The sequence below is a fragment of the Ruegeria sp. AB6 genome (assembly GCF_056542685.1).
Genome location: NZ_JBQGAD010000008.1, coordinates 74,831 through 95,469, shown reverse-complemented (window position 1 = coordinate 95,469; position 20,639 = coordinate 74,831). Strand labels below are relative to the sequence as shown.

At 57.6% G+C, this 20,639-nt stretch carries 24 protein-coding genes and 1 other RNA gene; 5 read left to right on the top strand and 20 right to left on the bottom strand.

What is annotated here, in order from left to right:
- Window positions 1-27: 27 nt before the first annotated feature.
- Window positions 28-321: a CtrA inhibitor SciP gene (gene sciP / locus ACR0DB_RS16325; RefSeq protein ID WP_480552107.1), complete on the bottom strand. Its 294-nt coding sequence runs from the start codon at window positions 319-321 to the stop codon at window positions 28-30.
- Between the two features lie 128 nt (window positions 322-449).
- On the opposite strand from sciP, the gene mnmA reads away from it, so the two are divergent.
- Entirely contained in the window at window positions 450-1,595 is a 1,146-nt protein-coding gene (mnmA, locus tag ACR0DB_RS16320) for a tRNA 2-thiouridine(34) synthase MnmA (RefSeq protein ID WP_170769709.1), read from the top strand.
- Here the strand turns inward: mnmA and ACR0DB_RS16315 are convergent.
- From ACR0DB_RS16315 to ACR0DB_RS16225, 19 genes are all read right to left on the bottom strand, one after another.
- Window positions 1,592-2,137, bottom strand: coding sequence for a carboxymuconolactone decarboxylase family protein (locus ACR0DB_RS16315; RefSeq protein WP_480552106.1), 546 nt, complete (start codon window positions 2,135-2,137; stop codon window positions 1,592-1,594). The two genes, mnmA and ACR0DB_RS16315, sit on opposite strands and share 4 nt — an antisense overlap.
- Window positions 2,138-2,215: 78 nt before the next feature.
- Window positions 2,216-2,791 (bottom strand): hypothetical protein, encoded by a 576-nt coding sequence (locus tag ACR0DB_RS16310; RefSeq protein WP_170790975.1) that lies wholly within the window; start codon window positions 2,789-2,791, stop codon window positions 2,216-2,218.
- The gene (gene lpxB / locus ACR0DB_RS16305) at window positions 2,791-3,948 is read right to left on the bottom strand and encodes a lipid-A-disaccharide synthase (RefSeq protein WP_480552105.1); all 1,158 of its coding nucleotides are present in this window, start codon (window positions 3,946-3,948) and stop codon (window positions 2,791-2,793) included. The genes ACR0DB_RS16310 and lpxB overlap by 1 nt, the downstream gene beginning before the upstream one ends.
- Window positions 3,948-4,742 (bottom strand): LpxI family protein, encoded by a 795-nt coding sequence (locus ACR0DB_RS16300; protein WP_480552104.1) that lies wholly within the window; start codon window positions 4,740-4,742, stop codon window positions 3,948-3,950. Before ACR0DB_RS16300 ends, lpxB begins: the two co-directional genes overlap by 1 nt.
- A 4-nt stretch (window positions 4,743-4,746) precedes the next feature.
- Window positions 4,747-5,532, bottom strand: a complete 786-nt coding sequence (gene lpxA / locus ACR0DB_RS16295; protein WP_170786696.1) for an acyl-ACP--UDP-N-acetylglucosamine O-acyltransferase — start codon at window positions 5,530-5,532, stop codon at window positions 4,747-4,749.
- Window positions 5,529-6,002 carry a 3-hydroxyacyl-ACP dehydratase FabZ gene (gene fabZ / locus ACR0DB_RS16290; RefSeq protein ID WP_170769704.1) on the bottom strand — a complete coding sequence of 158 codons (474 nt, stop codon included), beginning with the start codon at window positions 6,000-6,002 and terminating at the stop codon, window positions 5,529-5,531. The genes lpxA and fabZ overlap by 4 nt, the downstream gene beginning before the upstream one ends.
- A gap of 72 nt (window positions 6,003-6,074) precedes the next feature.
- Window positions 6,075-6,656 carry an OmpH family outer membrane protein gene (locus ACR0DB_RS16285; protein WP_480552103.1) on the bottom strand — a complete coding sequence of 194 codons (582 nt, stop codon included), beginning with the start codon at window positions 6,654-6,656 and terminating at the stop codon, window positions 6,075-6,077.
- Window positions 6,657-6,666: 10 nt separating this feature from the next.
- Window positions 6,667-9,027 (bottom strand): outer membrane protein assembly factor BamA, encoded by a 2,361-nt coding sequence (gene bamA, locus ACR0DB_RS16280; protein ID WP_480552102.1) that lies wholly within the window; start codon window positions 9,025-9,027, stop codon window positions 6,667-6,669.
- Between the two features lie 128 nt (window positions 9,028-9,155).
- The gene (locus tag ACR0DB_RS16275; protein ID WP_269149762.1) at window positions 9,156-9,284 is read right to left on the bottom strand and encodes a hypothetical protein; all 129 of its coding nucleotides are present in this window, start codon (window positions 9,282-9,284) and stop codon (window positions 9,156-9,158) included.
- An 89-nt stretch (window positions 9,285-9,373) separates the two neighbouring features.
- Complete coding sequence (rseP, locus tag ACR0DB_RS16270) at window positions 9,374-10,726, bottom strand: RIP metalloprotease RseP (protein ID WP_480552101.1); 1,353 nt, start codon at window positions 10,724-10,726, stop codon at window positions 9,374-9,376.
- 4 nt (window positions 10,727-10,730) lie between these two features.
- A complete protein-coding gene (gene dxr, locus ACR0DB_RS16265; protein ID WP_480552100.1) occupies window positions 10,731-11,903 on the bottom strand; it encodes a 1-deoxy-D-xylulose-5-phosphate reductoisomerase in 1,173 nt (390 codons plus the stop codon).
- Complete coding sequence (locus tag ACR0DB_RS16260) at window positions 11,903-12,685, bottom strand: phosphatidate cytidylyltransferase (protein WP_480552099.1); 783 nt, start codon at window positions 12,683-12,685, stop codon at window positions 11,903-11,905. The genes dxr and ACR0DB_RS16260 overlap by 1 nt, the downstream gene beginning before the upstream one ends.
- The gene (locus ACR0DB_RS16255; RefSeq protein WP_170769698.1) at window positions 12,682-13,413 is read right to left on the bottom strand and encodes an isoprenyl transferase; all 732 of its coding nucleotides are present in this window, start codon (window positions 13,411-13,413) and stop codon (window positions 12,682-12,684) included. Before ACR0DB_RS16255 ends, ACR0DB_RS16260 begins: the two co-directional genes overlap by 4 nt.
- A gap of 8 nt (window positions 13,414-13,421) precedes the next feature.
- Window positions 13,422-13,985 (bottom strand): ribosome recycling factor, encoded by a 564-nt coding sequence (gene frr / locus ACR0DB_RS16250; protein ID WP_170769697.1) that lies wholly within the window; start codon window positions 13,983-13,985, stop codon window positions 13,422-13,424.
- Window positions 13,986-14,170: 185 nt separating this feature from the next.
- On the bottom strand, window positions 14,171-15,166 hold the full coding sequence (acuI, locus tag ACR0DB_RS16245) for an acryloyl-CoA reductase (protein WP_170786690.1): 996 nt from the start codon (window positions 15,164-15,166) through the stop codon (window positions 14,171-14,173).
- A gap of 103 nt (window positions 15,167-15,269) precedes the next feature.
- On the bottom strand, window positions 15,270-16,373 hold the full coding sequence (locus ACR0DB_RS16240; protein ID WP_170769695.1) for a dimethylsulfoniopropionate demethylase: 1,104 nt from the start codon (window positions 16,371-16,373) through the stop codon (window positions 15,270-15,272).
- Window positions 16,374-16,880: a DinB family protein gene (locus ACR0DB_RS16235; RefSeq protein ID WP_170769694.1), complete on the bottom strand. Its 507-nt coding sequence runs from the start codon at window positions 16,878-16,880 to the stop codon at window positions 16,374-16,376. It lies immediately after the preceding gene.
- The gene (locus ACR0DB_RS16230) at window positions 16,880-17,584 is read right to left on the bottom strand and encodes a DUF1326 domain-containing protein (RefSeq protein WP_170769693.1); all 705 of its coding nucleotides are present in this window, start codon (window positions 17,582-17,584) and stop codon (window positions 16,880-16,882) included. Before ACR0DB_RS16230 ends, ACR0DB_RS16235 begins: the two co-directional genes overlap by 1 nt.
- A 4-nt stretch (window positions 17,585-17,588) precedes the next feature.
- A complete protein-coding gene (locus tag ACR0DB_RS16225; RefSeq protein WP_480504356.1) occupies window positions 17,589-18,380 on the bottom strand; it encodes a DUF2182 domain-containing protein in 792 nt (263 codons plus the stop codon).
- An 86-nt stretch (window positions 18,381-18,466) separates the two neighbouring features.
- Between ACR0DB_RS16225 and ACR0DB_RS16220 the strand changes: the two genes are divergently transcribed.
- From ACR0DB_RS16220 to ACR0DB_RS16205, 4 genes are all read left to right on the top strand, one after another.
- On the top strand, window positions 18,467-19,198 hold the full coding sequence (locus ACR0DB_RS16220; protein WP_480552098.1) for a FadR/GntR family transcriptional regulator: 732 nt from the start codon (window positions 18,467-18,469) through the stop codon (window positions 19,196-19,198).
- A gap of 10 nt (window positions 19,199-19,208) precedes the next feature.
- Window positions 19,209-19,571, top strand: coding sequence for a DUF4345 family protein (locus ACR0DB_RS16215; protein WP_480552097.1), 363 nt, complete (start codon window positions 19,209-19,211; stop codon window positions 19,569-19,571).
- A 36-nt stretch (window positions 19,572-19,607) separates the two neighbouring features.
- Window positions 19,608-19,955, top strand: a transfer-messenger RNA (tmRNA) gene (gene ssrA / locus ACR0DB_RS16210).
- 83 nt (window positions 19,956-20,038) lie between these two features.
- Window positions 20,039-20,470 carry an ester cyclase gene (locus ACR0DB_RS16205; RefSeq protein ID WP_170769690.1) on the top strand — a complete coding sequence of 144 codons (432 nt, stop codon included), beginning with the start codon at window positions 20,039-20,041 and terminating at the stop codon, window positions 20,468-20,470.
- Window positions 20,471-20,639 lie beyond the last annotated feature (169 nt).

Sequence of the window (20,639 nt, the reverse complement as noted above, 5' to 3'; positions counted from 1 at the left end):
GTTAATCTGACGTTACCGTTGAATCATTTATTCACGTTCTACTTTAAGTTGTCGATATTTTTTTAATGAAGTGGCCTTCAGAGCGTCTGTTCCATGCTCTGCCACGGCTGAAACCCACGAGTTGAACTCCTCATCGCTTAGCCCATAGCGTTTCTTGGCATCCGACAGTGCGATCAAGCCATATAGTACCCCGCGCACTACTATTGCCTTGCGGGACGCCACCCAGCGTGTCGTGTCGTCCGGTGGCAGGTCTGCACGCGATAAAACCGTTCCATCCGGCAGGGTTACGGACCGTGGCCCTTCAACTTTGTGCAAATACATCTTTCCAACCTTTTCTGCTGCGACAAAGCTGACACCAGCCTACTTAATGTGCGGTGAAACCGCCTCTTGAGAGTGTGTAGAATTTTCCTATATTCTGCCGGTCTTTCTTAACCCGCATTGGAATCGTCATGGCCCTCGATACCGAGACCCCGCTGAACTCGCTTGGCTTTGCCAAACCGCCCTCGGAAACGCGGGTGGTTGTCGCTATGTCAGGTGGCGTGGACAGTTCCGTTGTGGCAGCGCATCTGGCCGATCAGGGCTATGACGTGGTCGGCGTGACCTTGCAGCTCTATGACCATGGCGCGGCCTTGGCCAAGAAAGGCGCCTGCTGTGCGGGTATCGACATCCACGATGCGCGGCGTGTGGCGGAAGAACGTGGCTTTCCCCACTACGTCCTGGACTATGAGAACATCTTCAAGGACGCGGTGATTGACGAATTCGCCGACAGTTATTTGGCCGGTGCCACCCCGGTGCCCTGCATCCGTTGCAATGAGCGGGTGAAGTTCAAGGACCTGCTGGAAACCGCCAAGGACCTTGAAGCCGACTGCATGGCCACCGGTCACTATATTCAGCGCAAGATGGGCCCCAACGGTCCCGAGTTGCACAGCGCCGAGGATGCGAACCGCGATCAGTCCTATTTCCTGTTCTCCACCACGCCTGAACAGTTGAACTACCTGCGCTTTCCTCTGGGCCACCTGCCCTCGAAGGATGCGACGCGCGAGATGGCAGCACAGTATGGCCTGGCTGTGGCCGACAAGCCGGACAGTCAGGACATCTGCTTTGTGCCCAATGGCAACTATGCCAGCGTTATCGAGAAACTGCGCCCCGGCGCAGCTGAACCGGGTGAGATCGTGCATGCCGATGGCCGTGTATTGGCGCAGCATGACGGAGTGATCCACTACACAATCGGTCAACGCCGCGGCTTGGGCATCGGCGGGCTGACCGAGCCGCTTTATGTGGTCAAGTTGGATGTGGACAAGAAACAGGTCGTCGTCGGCCCCAAGGACATGTTGGCCACACGCACGATCCCGGTACGCGAGATCAACTGGTTGGGTGATGAACCATTTACGTCTCGTGATGAATGGCATCTAAAGGTCAAAGTCCGCTCGACCCGCCCCCCGCGCGAGGCAATCATTCGCCCCCTGTCCGATACCACCGCCGAGGTCGAACTGCTGACGCCCGAGGAAGGCGTCTCACCCGGTCAGGCCTGCGTGTTCTATGCATCTGAGGGCAGCCGTATCTTTGGTGGCGGTTGGATCTGGCGCGGCTACTAGGCCGAAACGGGCGCGACCTCGGTCTCGATCTCGACTTGCAGCGCATCGTTGAAGCGGTTGAACGCGCCAGTCAGGGCAATGCGCCATGTCAGTTCCACGATCTGAGAATCGTTGAACCATGCGCGCAAGTCCGAGACTTCGGCATCGCGCATCCGGCCTGACCGCGTCGTGACCGCCTCGGCATAGCGAACGACCGCTTTGTCGCAATCGTCCAGTTCGGGGTGATTTTCGACATCCGGCAGACGCGCCGCGCCATCAGGGCTTAACCCTGTCACGGTCAGTTGGGGAGTGTGATGCGATACGCAATAGTCGCAGGCGTTCAATTTGGACACCGTAACCATCGCCAGTTCCAACGCACGGCGCGGCAGGTTTTCCTGCGCCTTGAATGCCGTCAGCATCTCAGCTACGTGTTCCAACACCGCAGGGCTATGGGCAGCAATGCGCGCCCAATTGTCGAATGGCCCATACGCCCCAAGCAGGGCCCGAGACGCGCGCGCGGCCTCGGTCATGTCGTCGTCGACGAGGGGCGGAATTCGGGACATCAAATTTCTCCTTCACCGGACATGGCTGGTCTTGGCGGTGGGCCATAAAGACCTGATAGGGCCGATTTGGTCAACGCATCACAACAGATCGGTGGGCGAGTTGAACAGGATATAGAGCCCGACGCACACCATGACATAGGGCGCGATCCGGTCCAGGCGCGCCACTTGCGGCCCGAGGCTTTTGGCCCGAGGCGCTCCCCAAGCCGCCACCGCGACCAATAGGAACGCGGCCACTGCAGCACCCAGCAGGGCGGCCAGTCGGAAAGAAGGTGTGGAATCGGCCAGCAGCGGGGTCATGACGGCAAAGCTGTCGACCGACAGGCTGAGAAACAGGGTTACAACCGAACTGACAGCACCTTTCGCGCTTATGTCCTCGCCCGCGTCCCCGCGATATTGCTGCCAGATGCCGCGCAAGCCGAACACCAAGGGGATGACACCCAGATATCCAATCCACTCGGGGATGCCGCTTTGATCAAGCCCGATTGCCACGATCATGGCAAGGGACAAGACCATAGCCTGTGCGACCGCAAATCCTGCGATGGCGCGGCGTTGCTCGATAATCAGGATCAAGCCCAGCAGCACCGCCAGATTGTCCAGATTGGTCGAGATCATGGCCAATCCGGCCGAGGCCGCAAAAAGAACGTGGTCGAGCATCAGCCTGCCATCCGCTCCAGCACGGCGCGGGCAGCGCGTAGACCCGGCGCTTCGCCACCCCGGCCCAGCCGCTGCATTGTCTCGGCCATCGCCTGCTGTTGAAGATTGGGCGTTGCCGCCACCTGCCCCAACGCCTCGGCGATCTTGTTTGGCTGGCAGTCATCAAGCAGGCATTCGGGCACGGTGCGGGTCTCGGACACCAGATTGACCAGTGTGACGGTATCGAGTTTGACCATCCGCTCGGCCATCTTTTGCGTCAGCCAGCTCAAACGATAGGCGATGACCATCGGCGTCGCCTGCGCTGCCAGTTCCAGTGACACGGTTCCAGAGGCAGCCAGAGCCAGATCGGCGGCTGCAAAGGCCGCGCGTTTTTGTGCGGTTGCCTCATCCGCGGGCAAGTTGCGGGGATCTACAACAACTGGATTACCGGGCCAGTTTTCCAGATGCGCCTGAACCGTCTCGACCATATGAGCTACGGCAGGTACCACTATGCGCGTATCGAGGTGATCGCGCAGATAAAGGTCAAGTGCCTGGCCAAAGACCGGGGCCAAGCGATCAACCTCGCCCCGGCGCGAACCAGGCAAGGCCAAGAGGATCGGCGCATCCCCCAGATCATAAGCGTTGCGGAACGCGGCAATATCGTCCTCGGTTGCAACGGGTTCGCTTGCGACGGGATGGCCGACGAAATCACATTCCATCCCCGCGCGTTCCATATAGGGCGGCTCGAACGGCAATAGCGCCAGAACGTGGTCGATGACCTTAGCCATCTTGTCTGCCCGCCCCGGTCGCCACGCCCAGACGCTGGGGGCCACGTAATGCACCGTACGAATGTTGCTTTGCGCTTTTATCAGCTTGGCGACGCGCAGCGAGAAATCGGGGCTGTCGATGGTGATCAGAACATCAGGTTGCATGTCCAGAACCGCCTGAGCAGTCTCGGCTATGCGACGTTTGAGATGAAAGAACTTGGGCAGGACCTCGACCAGCCCCATCACCGAAAGCTCGGACATGGGAAAGCGGCTGTTCAATCCTTGCGCCTGCATCAGAGGGCCGCCGACCCCGTCGAACTGTACATCGGGTTGAAGACTGCGCAGCCCTTCCATCAGTGCGCCACCCAAGCGGTCGCCTGACGGTTCACCGGCGACCACGAAAACGCGCATCAGTTCGTCCGCTCGCGCACGTAAAGAAACAGTCCCAGCCGGTCACATTCGGCAATGACCTGCGGCCGTTGCAGCACCATCACCCCACCCTTTTCAATGACGATGCCCGACAGCCCGGCGGCCACTGCATCCGCGACGGTATCCGGGCCAATCGCAGGCAAATCGACACGTCGATCCTGATCGGGTTTGGGGGCCTTGAACAGGACGCCTCCGCCCGCATCGGGCCTTTGTGTCAGCGATTTCAGCATCCAGGCGGTCCCGAAAATCCCCTCGACCGCCAGCGCTTGCCCCTTCGAGACGACGCAAGCTTGCCCGATATCCGCAGCACCCATGGCGCGAACGATCCCAGCTGCTCGATTGGCGTCAGACAGGTCCGCGTCCGATGGCTGAGCCTCGGTCAGCGGTCCAAGAGCTGGCAAAAGGGCTGGCACGATTTCATGGGCGGCACGGACCTGTAGGCCCGCATCTTCAAAAATCCCGATCACCGCTCGCAAGGCCCCATCGTCGCCGGACATGATGGCCTGTTGCAAGATGGGCACCAAAGGCATGGTCGCGGCATCAATCCGGCTTGGATCAATTGCAGGGCGCCGCACCGCGCCTGCCATGCAAATCTGCGTTACGCCGCGTGCTTTCAAATCCGCGATGAATGTCCCCAACTGCTCAAGCGGGAAGGTCATATCCACGTCCAGAGTGTCGGGCGCGAACCCTTCCATCGCGCAGATCACCGGGCGGTCAGCCAGTTGGTCGACCACCTCGGCAGGCAAAGCGCCGGTTCCCGCGATAACAGCCAGCATGGGCTTACTTCCTCGGTGTCAGGAAAGAACGGTCGGTCTGCCCGGTTACGAAGTCCACGATCCGCTGGACATATTCGCTTTCATTCTTGGCTCCGACGCGATGGGCGCGCTCCATGAATGTACCGTCGCCGGTCGAAAGTTCCTTGAACGCCGCCCGCAGGGCCGAGATGTCTTCGCGCGACACACCTTTGCGTTTCAAGCCGACCAGATTCAGCCCGTCCAGTTCCCCGCGCGGAGCCTGAACAAGGCCATAAGGGATCACATCATTGGGGACCATGGTCAAAGCACCGATGATTGCGCCACGACCGACGCGCACCCATTGGTGCAGACCCGAGATACCGCCAACGATCACGTCATCCTCGATGATGCAATGCCCAGCGGCACCCGCATGGTTCACCATGATCACACGATTACCGATCTGAACGTCATGAGCCACATGGACGCCTGCCATCAGAAGACAGTCATCGCCGATCCGGGTCACGCCACCACCACCCTCGGTGCCGGTGTTTACCGTTACATGCTCGCGAATGCGGTTGCGTTTGCCGATCTCCAGCCGTGTGTTTTCGCCACCGAATTTCAGGTCCTGTGGGATTTCACCGATGACCGAGAAATTGAAAACGACGGTTTCATCGCCGATCACCGTATCGCCGGTGACCACAACATGCGACTTCAACTCGACCCGGTCGCCCAGCTTGACCTGAGAACCGACATAGCAAAACGGCCCGATGACACAGCCTTCACCGACTTGCGCACCGTCTTCGATGATCGCGCTTGGGTGAATGCCGCTCATGTCGTTTTTTCCATGTCCCAGTCCACATAGGCAGAGAATTCGGCCTCGGCCGCAACTTCGCCATCAACGGTCGCGCGGCCGGCGAATTTGAAGATCTTGCCGCCCTTCTTACCGCGCACGGTTTCCACATGCATTTCCAGCACATCACCGGGTACGACCTTGCGGCGGAATTTGCACTTGTCGATATTCATGAAGTAGATCAACAGCTCGCTGTCGATCACGTCCATGCCGACACCAAGCATCACACCTGCGGTTTGCGCCATCGCTTCGACGATGGTGACACCGGGCATGATTGGGGTGCCGGGAAAGTGGCCCTGAAAATGGGGCTCGTTCATGGTGACATTCTTGATGCCAACGGCGGATTGATAGCCTGAGATATCGACAACTTTATCAACCAGCAAAAACGGATAGCGGTGTGGCAAGATCCGCTGGATCAGCTGAATATCTGCGCTTTTTGTTTCCGAGGTCATCTTTTGGTCGTCCCGTTATGGATTTCTCTTGGACGCGTGGTTAGCAACACAGCGCCGCAAGGGCAAGCGAACCTATTGGTCGCCAATCTTTTCAAGGGCGCTACCATCGCCAATGGCCGCGTTGATCCGTCCAATCGCGATCTCGGTCACATCCGTCCTGTCCGAGCTTAGAAAGACGCTGGAGCGTTCAATAATCACGGTCGCGCCAGAGTCGCGCAACAGTTCAATGAGAACCGGCTGGATCATTTCAAAAAACAACTGTTGCGCCTCATCACTGCGACGCGCCAAGGCATCCAACTTGGCCCGTTGGCCATCTCTGTGGGACTGAACTTTGCTGTCGAATGCCTCGGCCAAGGGACGGAACTCATCTGCTGGCATTTCAGCCCGCTTTTCGGTCAATTCTTTTTCTTCGCGGCTTAACTCAGCCACGATGCGCTCGTTTTCATCTGCCAGCAAAGTTCCTTCAGCCTCAATCTCGCGCAATATGCGCTGACCGAAGGCAGAATCCGAATACAAACGGTCGCTGGAAATCGTCAGCACGGTCGTTTCCGGCACACCCAGTTGCTGTGCCTCAAGCGGCAGCGCTAAGGCATGGATTAAAATAAAATACAGGGCCCAGATAGGGCCCTGTAGATACGACTTCCAGAAGCTCATCATGAACGGATCAGAACCGTGCCTGAATAGTCAGGTCAAAGTTCTGTTCCTGGTCAAAATCTTCTTTCACGATCGCTTTCGAGAAGTTGAAGCGCAGCGGACCAAAGGGTGTCGTCCAAAGCACGGAAACACCAACAACGTGCCGGACCGACCCGTCCTCGCCCACGATATCCGCTCCTGCTGTGTTCACATCATCCAAGTTGTAGAGGTTGCCTACATCATAGAACACCCCGCCCCGCAGGCCCAGTTCTTCGGGCAGGCCCAAAGGAAAGTCCGATTCGAACCGAGCGACCCAGTAATAGTTGCCACCAATGGCGTCATCCTGACCATTCGACAGGTCACGCGGACCCAGACCGGCAGGTTCAAAACCGCGGAATGTGCTGGGGCCAAGAACAAAACGGTCGACTGTGCGGCTGAAATCATCCCCCGTCCAGTGCAATGCGCCCAGTTCGAAAGAGGCACGCAGAACCACCTCTTCGCTCAGGACGCGAGTTTGGGCGATCGCGCGGGCCGTCGTCTGGAAGAACTCATTGTCACCACCCAGACCTGCGGCATCAACGCCAACCTCAAACAGCACTCCGGCATTGGGGTTCAGGCCACCACGACGGCTGTCATACACATACGAGACACCAAGAGCGCTCGTTGTCCGTTCGCCCTGCGCAATCTCGGACGCGACGACAACACCGTTCACTTCGTTGTCCTGCTGCGTCATCTCACTGCGATCCCACTCATAGCGCAGACGCAGAGAAGACAGTTCACCGATGGCGTAGCTCAGCTGGGGACGGAAGAACAGGCTGTCGGTGTCAAAGCTGGCAAAGCTCGAGTTTGTAGTCGCCAGGCCCAGACCCACATCGAATTGCAGTCGGCGTCCCAGCAGGAAAGGTTCAGTGAAATTCAACGTATACTGTTCCGAATCCTGCGCCGTCGACAGGTTCAGCCCTAGGGTTTGTCCGCGACCCAGAAAGTTCGTCTCGGTCAGGCCAACCGCGATACCGAAACCATCCGAGGCGGAGAAGCTACCGCCGAGGCTCAACGAGCCAGTAGGCTGTTCCTCGACATCCACATCGACGATGACTTGACTGGGGGTTGAGCCTTCGCGCGGTTCGACTTCAGCGTTGGCAAAGAAACCCAGAGCCCGAATTCGCTCAGCGGCCTGACGGATCTCGCGTGGATTGAACGGATCACCCTCGACCGTATCGAATTGGCGGCGAATGACACGGTCAAGCGTGGTGGTGTTGCCCTCGATATCGATCCGTTCAACAAAGATGCGCGGACCACGGGTCAGGACAAACTCGACGTCCAGGGTCAATTCGCGCGCATTGCGCGTCACCCGTGGCTCAACCCGCAGGAAATCGACGCCTTGTTTAAGGCCCAACCGCTCTTGCCGGGCGATCGAATTTTCCACCAAAGACGGGGTGTAGGTCACCCCAGGTTTGATTTTGAGCGCCGCTTGGTACTCCGCCGCGTTCACCCCTGGGATTTCACTGACTGTTGTGATGTTCCCGAACGAGAATTTCTGCCCCTCGGTAATGTTCATAACCAGGAAAAAGGCGTCCCGCTCCTGAGTGAATTCAACATTAGTGCTGTTGACGCGGAAATCGACATAGCCACGGGATAGGTAGAAATCCCGAATGACCTGTTTGTCGAACTCAATCCGGTCGGCGATGAACGTATCGCTGCGAATGAAAGTCCGAAGTATGTTTGCCTGCTTAGACTCCAGCACGCGACGCAAGCGACGGTCGGTGAAGGCGCGGTTACCCACAAAGCTGACACGCTCCACCTCGATCGTAGTGCCTTCGGACACTTCAAACACAAGGTCGACGCGGTTGTCACTGCGTCGGATAATGCGCGGAATAACCGTCGCTGACACCCGGCCCTGCGCCGAATAGATCTGCGCGATCAAATCTGCATCGGCTTCGGCAACCTGAGGCGTAAAGACACGACGGGGTTCGGACGAAATCGCCTCGAGCAAGACATCATCCTTGACCCGGCGATTCCCTTCGACGCTGATCTGGTTGATCGTTGGATATTCCTGAACCTCGATCACCAATGTATTGCCGCGCGGCGTCAGTTCGACTGTTTCAAAAACACCACTGTCAAGCAAACGCTGAAACGCGTCATTCAGTTCACCCGCGGTGACAGTCTGCCCCGGTTCGATCCCTGTTCGAGCGATAATCGTGGACGTTTCGATCCGCCGGTTACCCTCAACCTCGAAGGAGTTGATGATGAAACTTTGCGCCTTTGCCGATTGTGGCAGGGCAACTAAACCCACCAGAACAATAAAGGAAAAAACGGATAGCGCCCGCCACAAAATCTTGTTTGCCAGCGTCTGCCCTCCGCAGGATGTGCCTGCGCCTCGCCGATCAGTCATATTTTTCTCTACCCAAAATTATAGGACTTAGAAGCTGAGTAACGGGATTAATTATTCTTGTCAAAAGCCCAAAACAGAAAGCGGCCCAATGGGCCGCCAAACACTTTTCAATTTCGGTGCTTACAGAATCACATGCTGATCAAATAGGCCCAGCCTGCCATCGCAATTGCCGTCGCCGCAAAGAACAGGATCGAGTCCCAGTTCAGCATGAACAGGAAGCTGAAGCTTCGATAGGATTTTTTCAGCGCCTTTGCCATTGTAGCCTCTGACTCAGTTTGGATTTGGTCACAAACCTACAGATTGAATGCGGCGGAATTACGGCTTTTCTGGGCGGCTAAGGCCACATTCAACAGAAGAGATCGTTTGTTACAGAAAATACCATAAGACCAAGGATCAACGAGACCCCGATCCCCATCAATATCCGCAACGCGCCGTCGCTGGGCGGCTTGCCTGTCACGGCTTCATAAGCGTAAAACACCAAATGCCCACCATCCAGTGCAGGGATCGGGAACAGGTTCAGCAACCCGACTGCTGTGGACAAGACGGCAATAAAGAAGATGAAACTTTGCGCGCCCTGACTGGCCATAGCGCCTGACGTTTCCGCAATTCCGATGGGGCCTGAGATGTTGCACGTGCTAATTGCACCCGTCACCATGTGCCACATGCCCGACAGGGACGCGTCGATTATACGCAGGGTCTGACGCGTGCCCCCTGTAACAGAGGCCCACAGGCCGGCCGGTTCAGTCGCCGGTTCCAGCATCATGCCGCCCACAATGCCGATCCGCCAATGTGTGACGTACCCGCCATCAGGCTGCGGCTCATCCGTCCGACGCGGGGCTAGTGCAAAATCCAGCTCGGCCCCTTCACGCCACACGTTCAGCAACAGGACTTTTCCATTCGAGCCTTCGACATGCTCTTTAAGTTGTTCAAACGCAAAGATCGGATCGCCATCGACTGCAGTGATTACGTCACCCGGCTTCAGATCGATGTCATAGGCTGCGCTGCGTGGGGCAAGTTGTTGGATCAGAGGCGGGAACAACCAAGGGCCGGTTACGTCCTGCGTCTGGCCGTCCCGCAGGACAGTATAGTCCAAAACGGGCTGCACGGGTAGCGCATCGGTGAACTGCGTCCAGGCGTCCTGTTCGTCGAATTCGGGCACCTGAATACCGGCGATCGACAAGATCTCATCGCCTTCCCGCAATTGCTGTTCGGTGCCCGGTAGCGGGTGCAGGCTGCCGACGGTTAAAGGTTCCTTGGTCACGCCTTGCGATAGGAAAATTGTGCCAAAAACGATGATCGACATGACGAAATTGAACACCGGTCCAGCCGCAACTGTTGCCGAGCGTGCCCACAAAGGCGCGCCATGCATGGTGCGGCGTAGTTCTTCGGGGCTTTTCTGGGTGATTTCGTCCATCGCCGCCTCATCCTTGCCGGATGCCGCATTAGAATCGCCCAGAAACCGCACGTAGCCGCCAAAAGGCAGCGCAGCGATTTGCCACCGCGTTCCGCGCTTGTCCACGCGGCTCAGCAGCACGGGTCCGAACCCAATCGAGAAAACCTCGGCATGGATGCCTGACCAGCGGCCGACGATGTAGTGTCCATACTCATGCACCGCGACGATCACCGACAAGGCGATGACAAAAGCCACAATCGTATACAGCAAGTTTCCAAACTGAGGGATCAGCGAGAGTATGTCCAAAATTCTATCCTGCTCTTTGGCCTATGGCTTCATCGACCCACTTACGTGCCAGATGGTCCGTTTGCAGCACGTTATCAAGGGTCAAAGGGGCATCAATAAGGCTGCTTTGGGCATCAAATCGGTCCAAAACAGCGGCAACGCAATCGGCCATCGACAAAAATCCGATCCTACGCGCGATGAAGTGATCAAGCGCGCGTTCCTTGGCGGCGTTGAACACGGCACCAGACAAGCCGCCACGTTGCATCACGTGCCGGGCCAGTTTCAGCGCAGGATAGCGTGCATCGTCGGGCTCGCTGAACCGCAACTGACCAAGCTTGGCCAGATTGAGCCGTTCGACCGGCAAGTCCTGCCGCGCGGGCCAATGCAGCGCGTATCCGATGGCGTGGCGCATGTCGGGCGCACCCATATGTGCCATCAACGCCCCGTCGTTGAACCCGACTAGCGCGTGGACGATGGACTCGGGGTGAACCAGAACCTCAACCTGCTCAGGTGAAACCCCGAAATATTCCTTGGTTTCAATTACCTCCAACGCCTTGTTGAACATCGAGGCGCTGTCGATAGTAATTCGTTGACCCATGTTCCAGTTCGGATGGTTGGACGCCTGCTCGACCGTTGCGTTGGCCAGATCATCTAACGGCCAATCGCGGAATGCCCCACCACTGGCTGTGATGATGATCCGCTCGACGGCGCTCATATCCTCTCCGGCCAGGGCCTGAAACACAGCGGAGTGCTCGCTGTCAACCGGCAAAAGGGTAGCATTGTGTTTCCGCGCCGTATCAAGGACCAGGGGACCAGCGCAGACCAAAGTCTCTTTATTTGCCAGGGCAAGCGTCGCGCCCTGCTTCAAAGCTTCTAGCCCCGGTGGAAGTCCGGCAGCCCCAACTATGGCCGACATCACCCAATCCGCTGGCCGCGCGGCCGCTTCGGTCAGGGCCATAGAGCCAGCCGCTGCCTGCACGTCGGAACCCGCCAAAGCAGCCCGCAGATCCTCCAGCCGGTCCTGATGGGCGGTTACAGCCACACTGGCGCGCAGGCGTTTGGCATCCTCCGCCAGTTTGTGGATATTCGCCCCACCCGTCAGTGCCACGACGTCATACGCATCAGGGTTCCGGTCGATCAGGTCGATCGTGTTCTGCCCAATCGACCCGGTGGCGCCAAAAATCGAAACCCTGCGCATCACATCGGTCCCGGTGCGTATAGCAGCCCAGCAATCAGAACGAACAAAGCCGCACCCATCATCCCGTCAAACCGGTCCAGAAAGCCGCCATGGCCCGGGATCAGGTTCGAGCTGTCCTTGACGCCAAACTTCCGTTTTGTCGCGCTTTCCACTATGTCGCCGGCTTGACTGGCCATCGAGGCTGCGACGGACACCAACACGAACAAAAATCCGAACCCTGCGAAAGCCGCAAAAACCGCGCCGACGATCGCCGCCGCGAACCACCCGCCGGCAGTGCCCGACCATGTTTTCTTGGGGCTCACGCGCGGCCAGAATTTCGGCCCACCCAGCGCCTTGCCCACGAAATATCCCGCAACATCCGTCGCCACAACTACCGAGATCAGCCAGACCATCCAGCCAAACCCCATGTTTTCACGTATAGAGATAAACCCGAGCCCCGCCGCCGCAATCCACGCTGCAAACAGCAGATAAGTACCCTTGGCCCGACTTACCTGCCCCGCCCCAACCAGTGCCGGAGCCAGCAGGAACGGCAATTTATAAAGCGGCGGAAGATGATAACTGAGGACAACAGCAACCCCGGTCAACACTGCAAGCTGGATAGCGACCCCAGTCCGGTCCGGGTCGATCATCCGAACCAACTCCCAGGTCATCAGGCCGCAGGCGATAGCGATGAAGGCTTCGAACCACAGCCCGCCCAGCCAAACCTCAACCGAGCCGACGGCCACAAGCACCGCAGCCGACAGAACCCGCGCTGTCAGATCAGACCATCGGCTGTCGCTCATGCTGGGACAGCCCCAAACCGACGTTCGCGAGACCCGAAATTCTGGCACAACCTGGCAAGTTCCTCTGCGGTGAAATCAGGCCATAGAGTATCGATGAATTCATATTCCGAATAGGCCGATTGCCACAAAAGAAAGTTCGAGATCCGCGCTTCACCGCTGGTGCGGATGACCAGATCAGGATCGGGAAGAACGTGCGTATCCAGATACTTGGGCAGCGTTTCTTCATCCACATCCTCAGGTCGCAACCGACCTTCGGCCACGTCACGCGCCAACCGCTTGGTGGCACGCGCAACCTCGTCCCGACCGCCATAGTTGATAGCAATGGTCAGATGCACCAGATCGTTATCCTTGGTGGCATTTTCCAGCGTGTCCATCAGGTCGATCAGCTTAGCGTCCAGACGCACCCGATCTCCAATGAACCGAACCCGAACCCCGTTTTTTGTCAGGTTCGCTGTTTCCTTAATGATGTAGCGCCGGAACAAGCTCATCAGCCCGGCCACTTCGGCCTGTGTCCGCTTCCAGTTCTCGGTCGAGAAGGCAAAGACAGTCAGATACTTGATGCCAAGCCCCGGGCAGGCCTCGACCACATCCCGCACGCGCCGCGCACCGGCCTGATGGCCAAACAGGCGCGGCCGTCCACGCGCCTGAGCCCAGCGACCGTTGCCATCCATGATGATCGCAACATGCCGAGGCCCATCCTGAGGCGCCGTCTGTGGGGTGTCAGGCATATCCGGTCTCAGACCTGCATGATCTCGGCCTGCTTGGTCTCAAGCGCGGCATCCACGGTTTTGATCATCTGATCGGTCAGGTCCTGAACTTCGCTTTCCCAGAACTTCTGATCGTCCTCGGACATCCCGTCTGCCTTGGCCTTTTTGATCTGGTCCATCCCATCCCGACGCACGTTACGAATCGAGACGCGCGCATGTTCAGCATACTGACCGGCGACTTTGCCCAGCTCGCGACGACGTTCTTCGTTCAGCTCCGGGATCGGCAGCATGATGATCGTCCCGTTTAGTTGCGGATTGATCCCCAACCCACTTTCGCGAATGGCTTTTTCGACCTTGCCGACCAGACCTTTGTCCCAGACATTGACCGTCACCATACGCGGCTCGGGTACATTGACCGTGCCAACCTGATTGATGGGCGTCATGGAACCATAGGCATCAACCATCACCGGCTCCAGCATCGAGGCCGAAGCCCGCCCGGTCCGCAACGATGCGAATTCGGTTCTGAGGTTGGACATCGCGCCTTCCATGCGGCGCTTCAGATCATCGGTATCCAGTTCGAAATCGTCAGCCATTCTGCTCACTCCCCGTCTTCAGGTGCTGTTGGGATGGCTCATAAGCCATCACAATTGGGATGTATAGCGATGATGATCTGGAATTGCGCCAATGACCAGAGCTGTTTGCGGCATTTTCACGGTCGTTCAAGGGCGCAGGAACCGGTCCGGGCAGCGCCGGACCGGTGCGGTGTTCTGACATGGGTTCAGGCGTTTACGTCCACAACCACCCGGCCTTTGACCTGCCCCTTAAGGATATCAGCGCCCAATTGTGGCAGATCACTCAGTGTGGCCGGGTGAACCATGGCCTCCAACTTGTCCATGGGCAGATCGGTCCCAACGCGTTTCCACGCCCGAACGCGGTTCTCGTAGGGCTGCATCACGCTATCGATCCCCAACAGGTTTACACCACGCAGCAGGAACGGAATGACGGTTGCCGGAAGTCCGGCGCCACCTGCCAAACCAACAGCCGAGATCGACGCACCGTATTTCATCTGCCCCAGAACACGGGCCAGCATGTCACCACCAACGGCATCGATACAGCCTGCCCATGTCTCGCTTTCCAGCGGACGCTTGGTCGTCTCGTTCAACTCATCACGAGGAACAATGGTCGTAGCCCCCAAAGACTTGAGGTAATCGCCCGCTTCGGCCCGGCCCGTCACTGCTGCGACCTCGTAGCCCAAGTTTGCCAGAATCGCTGTCGCAACCGAACCAACACCGCCCGCAGCACCGGTTACAAGCACCGGCCCGTTGCCAGGCTTGAGGCCGTGATCCTCAAGCGCCATGACGGCCAGCATGGCGGTAAACCCAGCGGTTCCTACAGCCATCGCCTGACGCGTGTCCAACCCATCGGGCAGCGGTACCAGCCAGTCGGCTCTTGCGTTGGCCTTCTGACTATAACCACCCCAATGGGCCTCACCAACACGCCAGCCAGTTAGCACAACCTTGTCGCCGGGCTTGTAACGATCATCCGCGGACGCCTCGACCGTACCAGCATAATCAATGCCCGGCACATGCGGGTAGCTGCGCACCAGACCGCCACCTTTGGGCGACATGCAAAGACCATCTTTGTAATTGACCGTCGAATACTCGACCGCAACTGTAACCTCACCCGTAGGCAGGTCATCGGTTGACAGCTGTTTGACCACGGGGCTGGCCAGACCGCTCTCGTCGTCTCTCTCCATTACCAACGCATTAAACATCTGAACGTTCCTTTCATCTCATGGTGCCAGGCCCCGTCCTTCACCTGGCAAAAAATATCCCGGGGGAGTCGCGCAGCGACGGGGGCAGAGCCCCCAACCACGACTAAGTCCAAAAATGCGCCTGTACGATTGCGCTACGCATCCCATCAGGTGTTTCAACCTCTACCTGAGTGCCGGCATCCCAATGGCTCAACCGCAACATCCCGATGGAAACATTGGTGCCAAAATCCGGAGACCAAGCAGCAGACGTCACCTGCCCCACCCGTCTCCCGTCAACATAGACTGGCCAAGGCCGATCGCAGGGCGGTACCGCCGCGCCGTCAATCGCAATCGGCCGGATTTGCTGCACCGGTCCTTCCTTGGCCACGCGCAACAGCGCATCCCGACCGATACACCCAATTGCCGTGTGCGTGTTGCAGAACTTGCCCAATCCACATTCATGTGGCGTGTTGTCGTCGGTCATATCGTTGCCATAGGACAGCAATCCACCTTCGATCCGCTCGATCAGGTTCGGACACCCCGCCCGCACATTCAAATCCTCCCCCGCCGCAAACAGCGCGTTCCACAGCGGCATGCCGATATCCGAGCCCTCGACATAGATCTCAAACCCGCCCTGTTTGGAATAGCCCGAGCGTGCAACGGCCAAGTCGCGGCCTTCGAACGCGAACATGTCGAACTTGAAAAACCGGATATCGCGCACGCGGTCGCCGAATACACGCGACATCAGCTCATCGGCTTTGGGACCTTGCACTGCCAGAGGGGACACGTCCGGTTCATCCACCAGAACATCCAACCGATAGCCATTGGCGATACCCTTTACCCACAACAATAGGTCACTATCGGCAATCGAAATCCACCAGCGGTCCTCGGAAAGCTTCACGGCCACCGGGTCGTTCAGCATCCCGCCGGTTTCGTCCACGATGGGCACATAGAAACACTGACCTGGCAACATGCCGCGCAGATCACGTGGGGTCAGCATCTGCATCAAACGCGCTGCATCCGGGCCGCGCAACTCGACCTGACGTTCGCACGATACATCCCATACCTGCACATGTTCCTTGAGGTGTCGGTAGTCGGCCTCTACCGACTCGAAAACGGTGGGTAGCAACATCCGGTTATAGACTGTGTAGGCCTTGACCCCCGCCGCCTCGACACCCTCAGAGAAAGGGGTCCGGCGCAACCGACGTGAAAACGAAACCTGAGCCATTCATCCCTCCTGTGGTAAGAAGACCAGATCGCTGACCGGCGCTGCCGATCCGGTCTCGGTCAACATCTTATGAATTTGACCCCGGTGATGTGTCTGATGGTTGAAGAAATGCATCACACATTGCGCGTAGGGCTTTGTGACATCGGCTTGTTTTGCCGCTGAAAACCATGTGAAGGGCCCTGACAACGCCTCATCCTTCAGGCTGGTGACCCAACCCTCGATCCGGGCATCGACAACGTCACGCAACGCCACCCACTCATCGACATCAGCACAGATCGCCGTGCTTTCCGGAATGCCACCGTCGGGTCCTTCGCCTCCGTCGAAACGTGACATCCAAATCCAGTCACCCCAAAGCAGATGATTGGCCGTCCCAAGAATCGACCCAAAAAACGCTCCGCGCTCACGGTTCAATTCCTCGGTGGTGAGTGCGCTAAAGAACTCTTTCAACTGACTGTTCTGCCAGCGATTATAGCGCGCCATCTCCTGCACATAGGCCGCGGTGATCATCACTTGGGTCCATGCCAGTCGATTGGGCAAATCTCGGCCGATTTACCACCAAAATCCCACACCCGGCCATAGTCCCGCACCTTGGATTTGGTGCCACGTGCCACGATGATATCCGGACCCATCCAGTATTTCGAGTTCGAGACCATCACAGGGTGATCCGGATCCTTGCCCGCCATCATTTCAATTTCGCCCTGAATTTTTCGGCCGATCACGATACGCCGCTTGGTGCCATCGCGTTCAATGACGACCGGAGCGCGCTCTGCCCCGATGATCTCGCTGACCAGCATGGTGAACAGGCCTGTGGTGCCTCCCGCCTGCCCGCTGAAGATTTGCAGCAAACCGTTATAGGCCTTGCCACTGGCGCGTTCATCCACATAAGCCGCAACCTTCCACTGCCCTTCGCCCATACGGCCCGGAATATCGACCAGCAGACCCACATTCAGTCCCGACAAGTCCTCGCCCTCGAAATGACCTTCGTCGATGATCACACCCATCCAGGCATGGCAGTGCCCCTCAGTCGGAGGATGCGCGCCCAGCGAGACCACACAGGGGCAGAACACGTCACAGGAACAATTCAGGATCAGTTCACCTTTGATGGCCCAGTTGGTCGGGCTCATCTCGCGCCGTTTGGGGTTGGGCATACGGCTGTCGATCCGTTGACTGATCGGCAAGCGGTCCGAATCTGTTTTTCTGTTTTTAGCCATCAGCTTATCCTCCGTAAGCAAAGGGATAGATGAGCAGCAGAGCGCCGCCCGCAATCAAAGCAAACCCCAGCGGACGCGTGATCGCGTGCCCGATCTGAGGCAGTTTTTCGAGAACCATGAAGAAAGTCGCAAGACCCATCCACAACAAGCTCATGACGCCACCAACAAAACCAAGCGCCATGAACCCCCAGCAACAGCCGACGCAGAATGCGCCAAGTCCAAGCCCCATCCGCAGTCCGCCAGTAAATCCGGTTTTCCAATGGCCCAGAAAATAACTCATTGGCGCATGGCAGACGCCGTGGCAGACCTCTTTAGCTCGGGTGAATTGAAATGCGCCCACTGCGATCATCAAAGCGCCGGATAAGAACGTCGATTTGGGGATGCCCAGCATGTCAACCACGCCACCGAACAACAGCGCCAGTTGGACAGCCGTGATAAGTGCTGCAAACCCGACCCAAACAGCGAAGTAACCGGACAGCACGCCCAGCCACCCTGCCCGCGTGCCATTGGCGCTGCGGATCAGGTCGTCATAGCTGCGAAGGGTCGGAACCAATGTCGGCAGCATCATCGCAGCCATCATGATTGCCCACATCCAGAACAAGGGCCCGAACTCGGCCATCGGCATATACATGTCCATCCGCGGATCCATCGCGGCCATGGCCTGTCCCATCGGACCCGGACGGCCGATCCAGTCCAGGTCCATTGCGCGGCTCATGGTGAACATCATCCACCACGCCCACAGGATCAGAGCGTAAAACCCCAGCCAAAATCCGTTGCGGAGAACTGCGCGACTCACTTGTCCCTCCCGACTCAGTCCTTGCAATTCAAATGTCAGACTTTTAAATGTCAGACAAATAAAAACGTACCAGCAGGTGCCGGAATATGAAAATCGATCCTCAGAAGCCTGCCGACCTGTCCGCGCAGATTGCGCAGGCGATCCGCGATGCCATCGTTTCGGGCCAGTTGATCGTTGATGAGCGTTTGCCGTCCGAGGCAGAGTTGGCCGACCAATTTCAGGTGTCGCGCCCGACGGTGCGCGAGGCCTTGAAGCGGCTAGCTGCGCAGTCTCTGATCCGCACGCAACGGGGCGCGACCGGCGGTGCTTTTGTCAATCGGCTAAGCTTTGAAGACGCCTATTCCCAGCAAATAACCACGTCGACGCTGTTGTTGTCCATGAACACGGTCAGTTTCGACACCGCCTGCGAGGCCCGCTATGCCTTGGAACGCGCCTGCGCGCGTTTGTCGGCCCAACGACGCACGGCCGATCAACTGGCCACAATGCGAGCCGAGATCTTTCGCCAAGCGCAGCCGGGCCTGACGGATGAAGCTTTTTGCGCGTCAGATGTGGCCTTCCACCGTGCCCTGGTCGACGGCGCAGGAAACCCTGTGTTGTCCTATCAGTTGGCGGGTGCGGTCGAAGCGATGCAGCCGCTGATGAACATGATCACCTTCACCGCCCGCTCGCGAGAGGAAATCATTTCGCTGCACAGCCAGATTGCCGACGGCCTGGAAAACGCCGACGCCGACGCGGTTGATGAGAGTCTCACAAAACTCGAAAAGTACACACGAAAACTGGCCCATGATGTCGCGGAACAGCGACGCAAACCTGCTTAGAGAGGATCTGATGGTATCCGTCCTGAATATCATTGCGGCCGTGGTGACAATCGGCTTTGGATTGTTCGGCTTTCTGGCTCCGGCTTATACCGCCAACGCGCTGGATCTGGCCCCGACCGACAGCACCATGGGGCTGAGCGAAATGCGTGCCTCGGTTGGCGGATTGTTTGTTGTGACGGGTATTGTGGTCCTATGGCTGAATGCGCCAATGGCCTACGCAATGTTGGGCGTGGTCTATGCGGGAGCAGCACTTGGTCGCTTCTTGTCGGTCATTCTGGACAATCCGCCTTTGGTCAAGGCCCTGACTTTTGGCGGAATCGAAGCGGTACTTGCGATTTGGTTGATATTGGCAAACTTGAATAAAGCGCCGTAAGCAACTGTAATTATGTAATACACGCTCTGAAACTGAACAATTGCATCCCCGACGTCCCTCACCTATATAAGATGTGTCCCTCGGGACTATGGACATAAACGCGCTCGTAATAAGCGGATCGGACCCGGGGGCGGTACCCGGCGGCTCCACCAAGCATCCTTCGTTTGAGGATTTCGGGGCCGAAATAGGATCGACGAACGTCTAAAGGGGTTAGCTTTGTCTCGGCTGTCTGCCACCGTTATCGGCGAAACTAGTACAATTGCAAACGACAATCGTGCTCCGGTTGCAGTTGCTGCGTAAGCAGTAACAAGACCGAAACTTAAGCCCTTGCGCCTAGCCGCGTAAGGCGGGGTTCGCAGGTACCTGGCAACAGAAACCTGCATTTCTCCACCTCATTTTATCTTCAGTGTTCAGAGTTTGTTCACTCCTTTTGTTCATCTTTGTTCCAGCAAGACAGGAGAGCTGAGATGTCACATGCAGAGATCCTACGTGAGTGGTATTCCGAGGTTTGGGAAAACGGCAACACCGATGCGATTGATCGGTATTTCACGCCTGATACAGCGGCTGAGGGGTTGATCCCCGAGATGCAGGTCGGTGCCGACGACTTTCGTGATTTAGTCATGGCTTTTCGCCATATCTTGGGAGAAATCTCAATTGATGTACGTAAGACCATCGAGAACGGCGATTGGGTGTCCAGTATTTTGCACGTTCAAACCTCTCGGGCTGACAATGGTGCCCCGGTTGAGGTCACGGGTCAGGTCGTGGCGCGCTTTCGCGGCGACAAAATGGTTGAGGCATATAACCAATTCGACTTCATCTCGCTTTTCGAGCAATTAGGACAGTTCCCAAAGGATACATTGCCTGTTTGTATGACCGGGCAGCGGTTGGATTGGGTATAGTTTTGCAGGGCGCTTGACCCGTTTGTCTGATGCGCGTTAGCAACAGGCAGAGGGTCAGGTCGCGAACACCCGTGATGGGGCAACCCCAAGCTTCGCGTGGTCGTGCCTGAGGCAAGTGACATGCCGTGCCCTATTCAACCTATTCTGAATGTACTCCAAAGACAAAAAC

What these genes read in the sequence shown, in the direction of transcription:
- fabZ (WP_170769704.1), bottom strand. Translation starts at nt 6,002, where the DNA reads ATGACCTCGGAAACAAAAAGCGCAGATATTCAGCTGATCCAGCGGATC.
- ACR0DB_RS16275 (WP_269149762.1), bottom strand. Translation starts at nt 9,284, where the DNA reads ATGGCAAAGGCGCTGAAAAAATCCTATCGAAGCTTCAGCTTCCTGTTC.
- frr (WP_170769697.1), bottom strand. Translation starts at nt 13,985, where the DNA reads ATGGCTGACGATTTCGAACTGGATACCGATGATCTGAAGCGCCGCATG.
- ACR0DB_RS16240 (WP_170769695.1), bottom strand. Translation starts at nt 16,373, where the DNA reads ATGGCTCAGGTTTCGTTTTCACGTCGGTTGCGCCGGACCCCTTTCTCT.
- ACR0DB_RS16215 (WP_480552097.1), top strand. Translation starts at nt 19,209, where the DNA reads ATGGTATCCGTCCTGAATATCATTGCGGCCGTGGTGACAATCGGCTTT.
- lpxB (WP_480552105.1), bottom strand. Translation starts at nt 3,948, where the DNA reads ATGCGCGTTTTCGTGGTCGCCGGTGAACCGTCAGGCGACCGCTTGGGT.
- ACR0DB_RS16220 (WP_480552098.1), top strand. Translation starts at nt 18,467, where the DNA reads ATGAAAATCGATCCTCAGAAGCCTGCCGACCTGTCCGCGCAGATTGCG.
- ACR0DB_RS16300 (WP_480552104.1), bottom strand. Translation starts at nt 4,742, where the DNA reads ATGCTGGCTGTTATCGCGGGAACCGGCGCTTTGCCTGCCGAGGTGGTC.
- ACR0DB_RS16260 (WP_480552099.1), bottom strand. Translation starts at nt 12,685, where the DNA reads ATGAGCGACAGCCGATGGTCTGATCTGACAGCGCGGGTTCTGTCGGCT.
- acuI (WP_170786690.1), bottom strand. Translation starts at nt 15,166, where the DNA reads ATGTTTAATGCGTTGGTAATGGAGAGAGACGACGAGAGCGGTCTGGCC.
- ACR0DB_RS16230 (WP_170769693.1), bottom strand. Translation starts at nt 17,584, where the DNA reads ATGGCTAAAAACAGAAAAACAGATTCGGACCGCTTGCCGATCAGTCAA.
- bamA (WP_480552102.1), bottom strand. Translation starts at nt 9,027, where the DNA reads ATGACTGATCGGCGAGGCGCAGGCACATCCTGCGGAGGGCAGACGCTG.
- ACR0DB_RS16285 (WP_480552103.1), bottom strand. Translation starts at nt 6,656, where the DNA reads ATGAGCTTCTGGAAGTCGTATCTACAGGGCCCTATCTGGGCCCTGTAT.
- dxr (WP_480552100.1), bottom strand. Translation starts at nt 11,903, where the DNA reads ATGCGCAGGGTTTCGATTTTTGGCGCCACCGGGTCGATTGGGCAGAAC.
- sciP (WP_480552107.1), bottom strand. Translation starts at nt 321, where the DNA reads ATGTATTTGCACAAAGTTGAAGGGCCACGGTCCGTAACCCTGCCGGAT.
- ACR0DB_RS16255 (WP_170769698.1), bottom strand. Translation starts at nt 13,413, where the DNA reads ATGCCTGACACCCCACAGACGGCGCCTCAGGATGGGCCTCGGCATGTT.
- lpxA (WP_170786696.1), bottom strand. Translation starts at nt 5,532, where the DNA reads ATGAGCGGCATTCACCCAAGCGCGATCATCGAAGACGGTGCGCAAGTC.
- ACR0DB_RS16315 (WP_480552106.1), bottom strand. Translation starts at nt 2,137, where the DNA reads ATGTCCCGAATTCCGCCCCTCGTCGACGACGACATGACCGAGGCCGCG.
- ACR0DB_RS16205 (WP_170769690.1), top strand. Translation starts at nt 20,039, where the DNA reads ATGTCACATGCAGAGATCCTACGTGAGTGGTATTCCGAGGTTTGGGAA.
- ACR0DB_RS16235 (WP_170769694.1), bottom strand. Translation starts at nt 16,880, where the DNA reads ATGATCACCGCGGCCTATGTGCAGGAGATGGCGCGCTATAATCGCTGG.
- mnmA (WP_170769709.1), top strand. Translation starts at nt 450, where the DNA reads ATGGCCCTCGATACCGAGACCCCGCTGAACTCGCTTGGCTTTGCCAAA.
- ACR0DB_RS16310 (WP_170790975.1), bottom strand. Translation starts at nt 2,791, where the DNA reads ATGCTCGACCACGTTCTTTTTGCGGCCTCGGCCGGATTGGCCATGATC.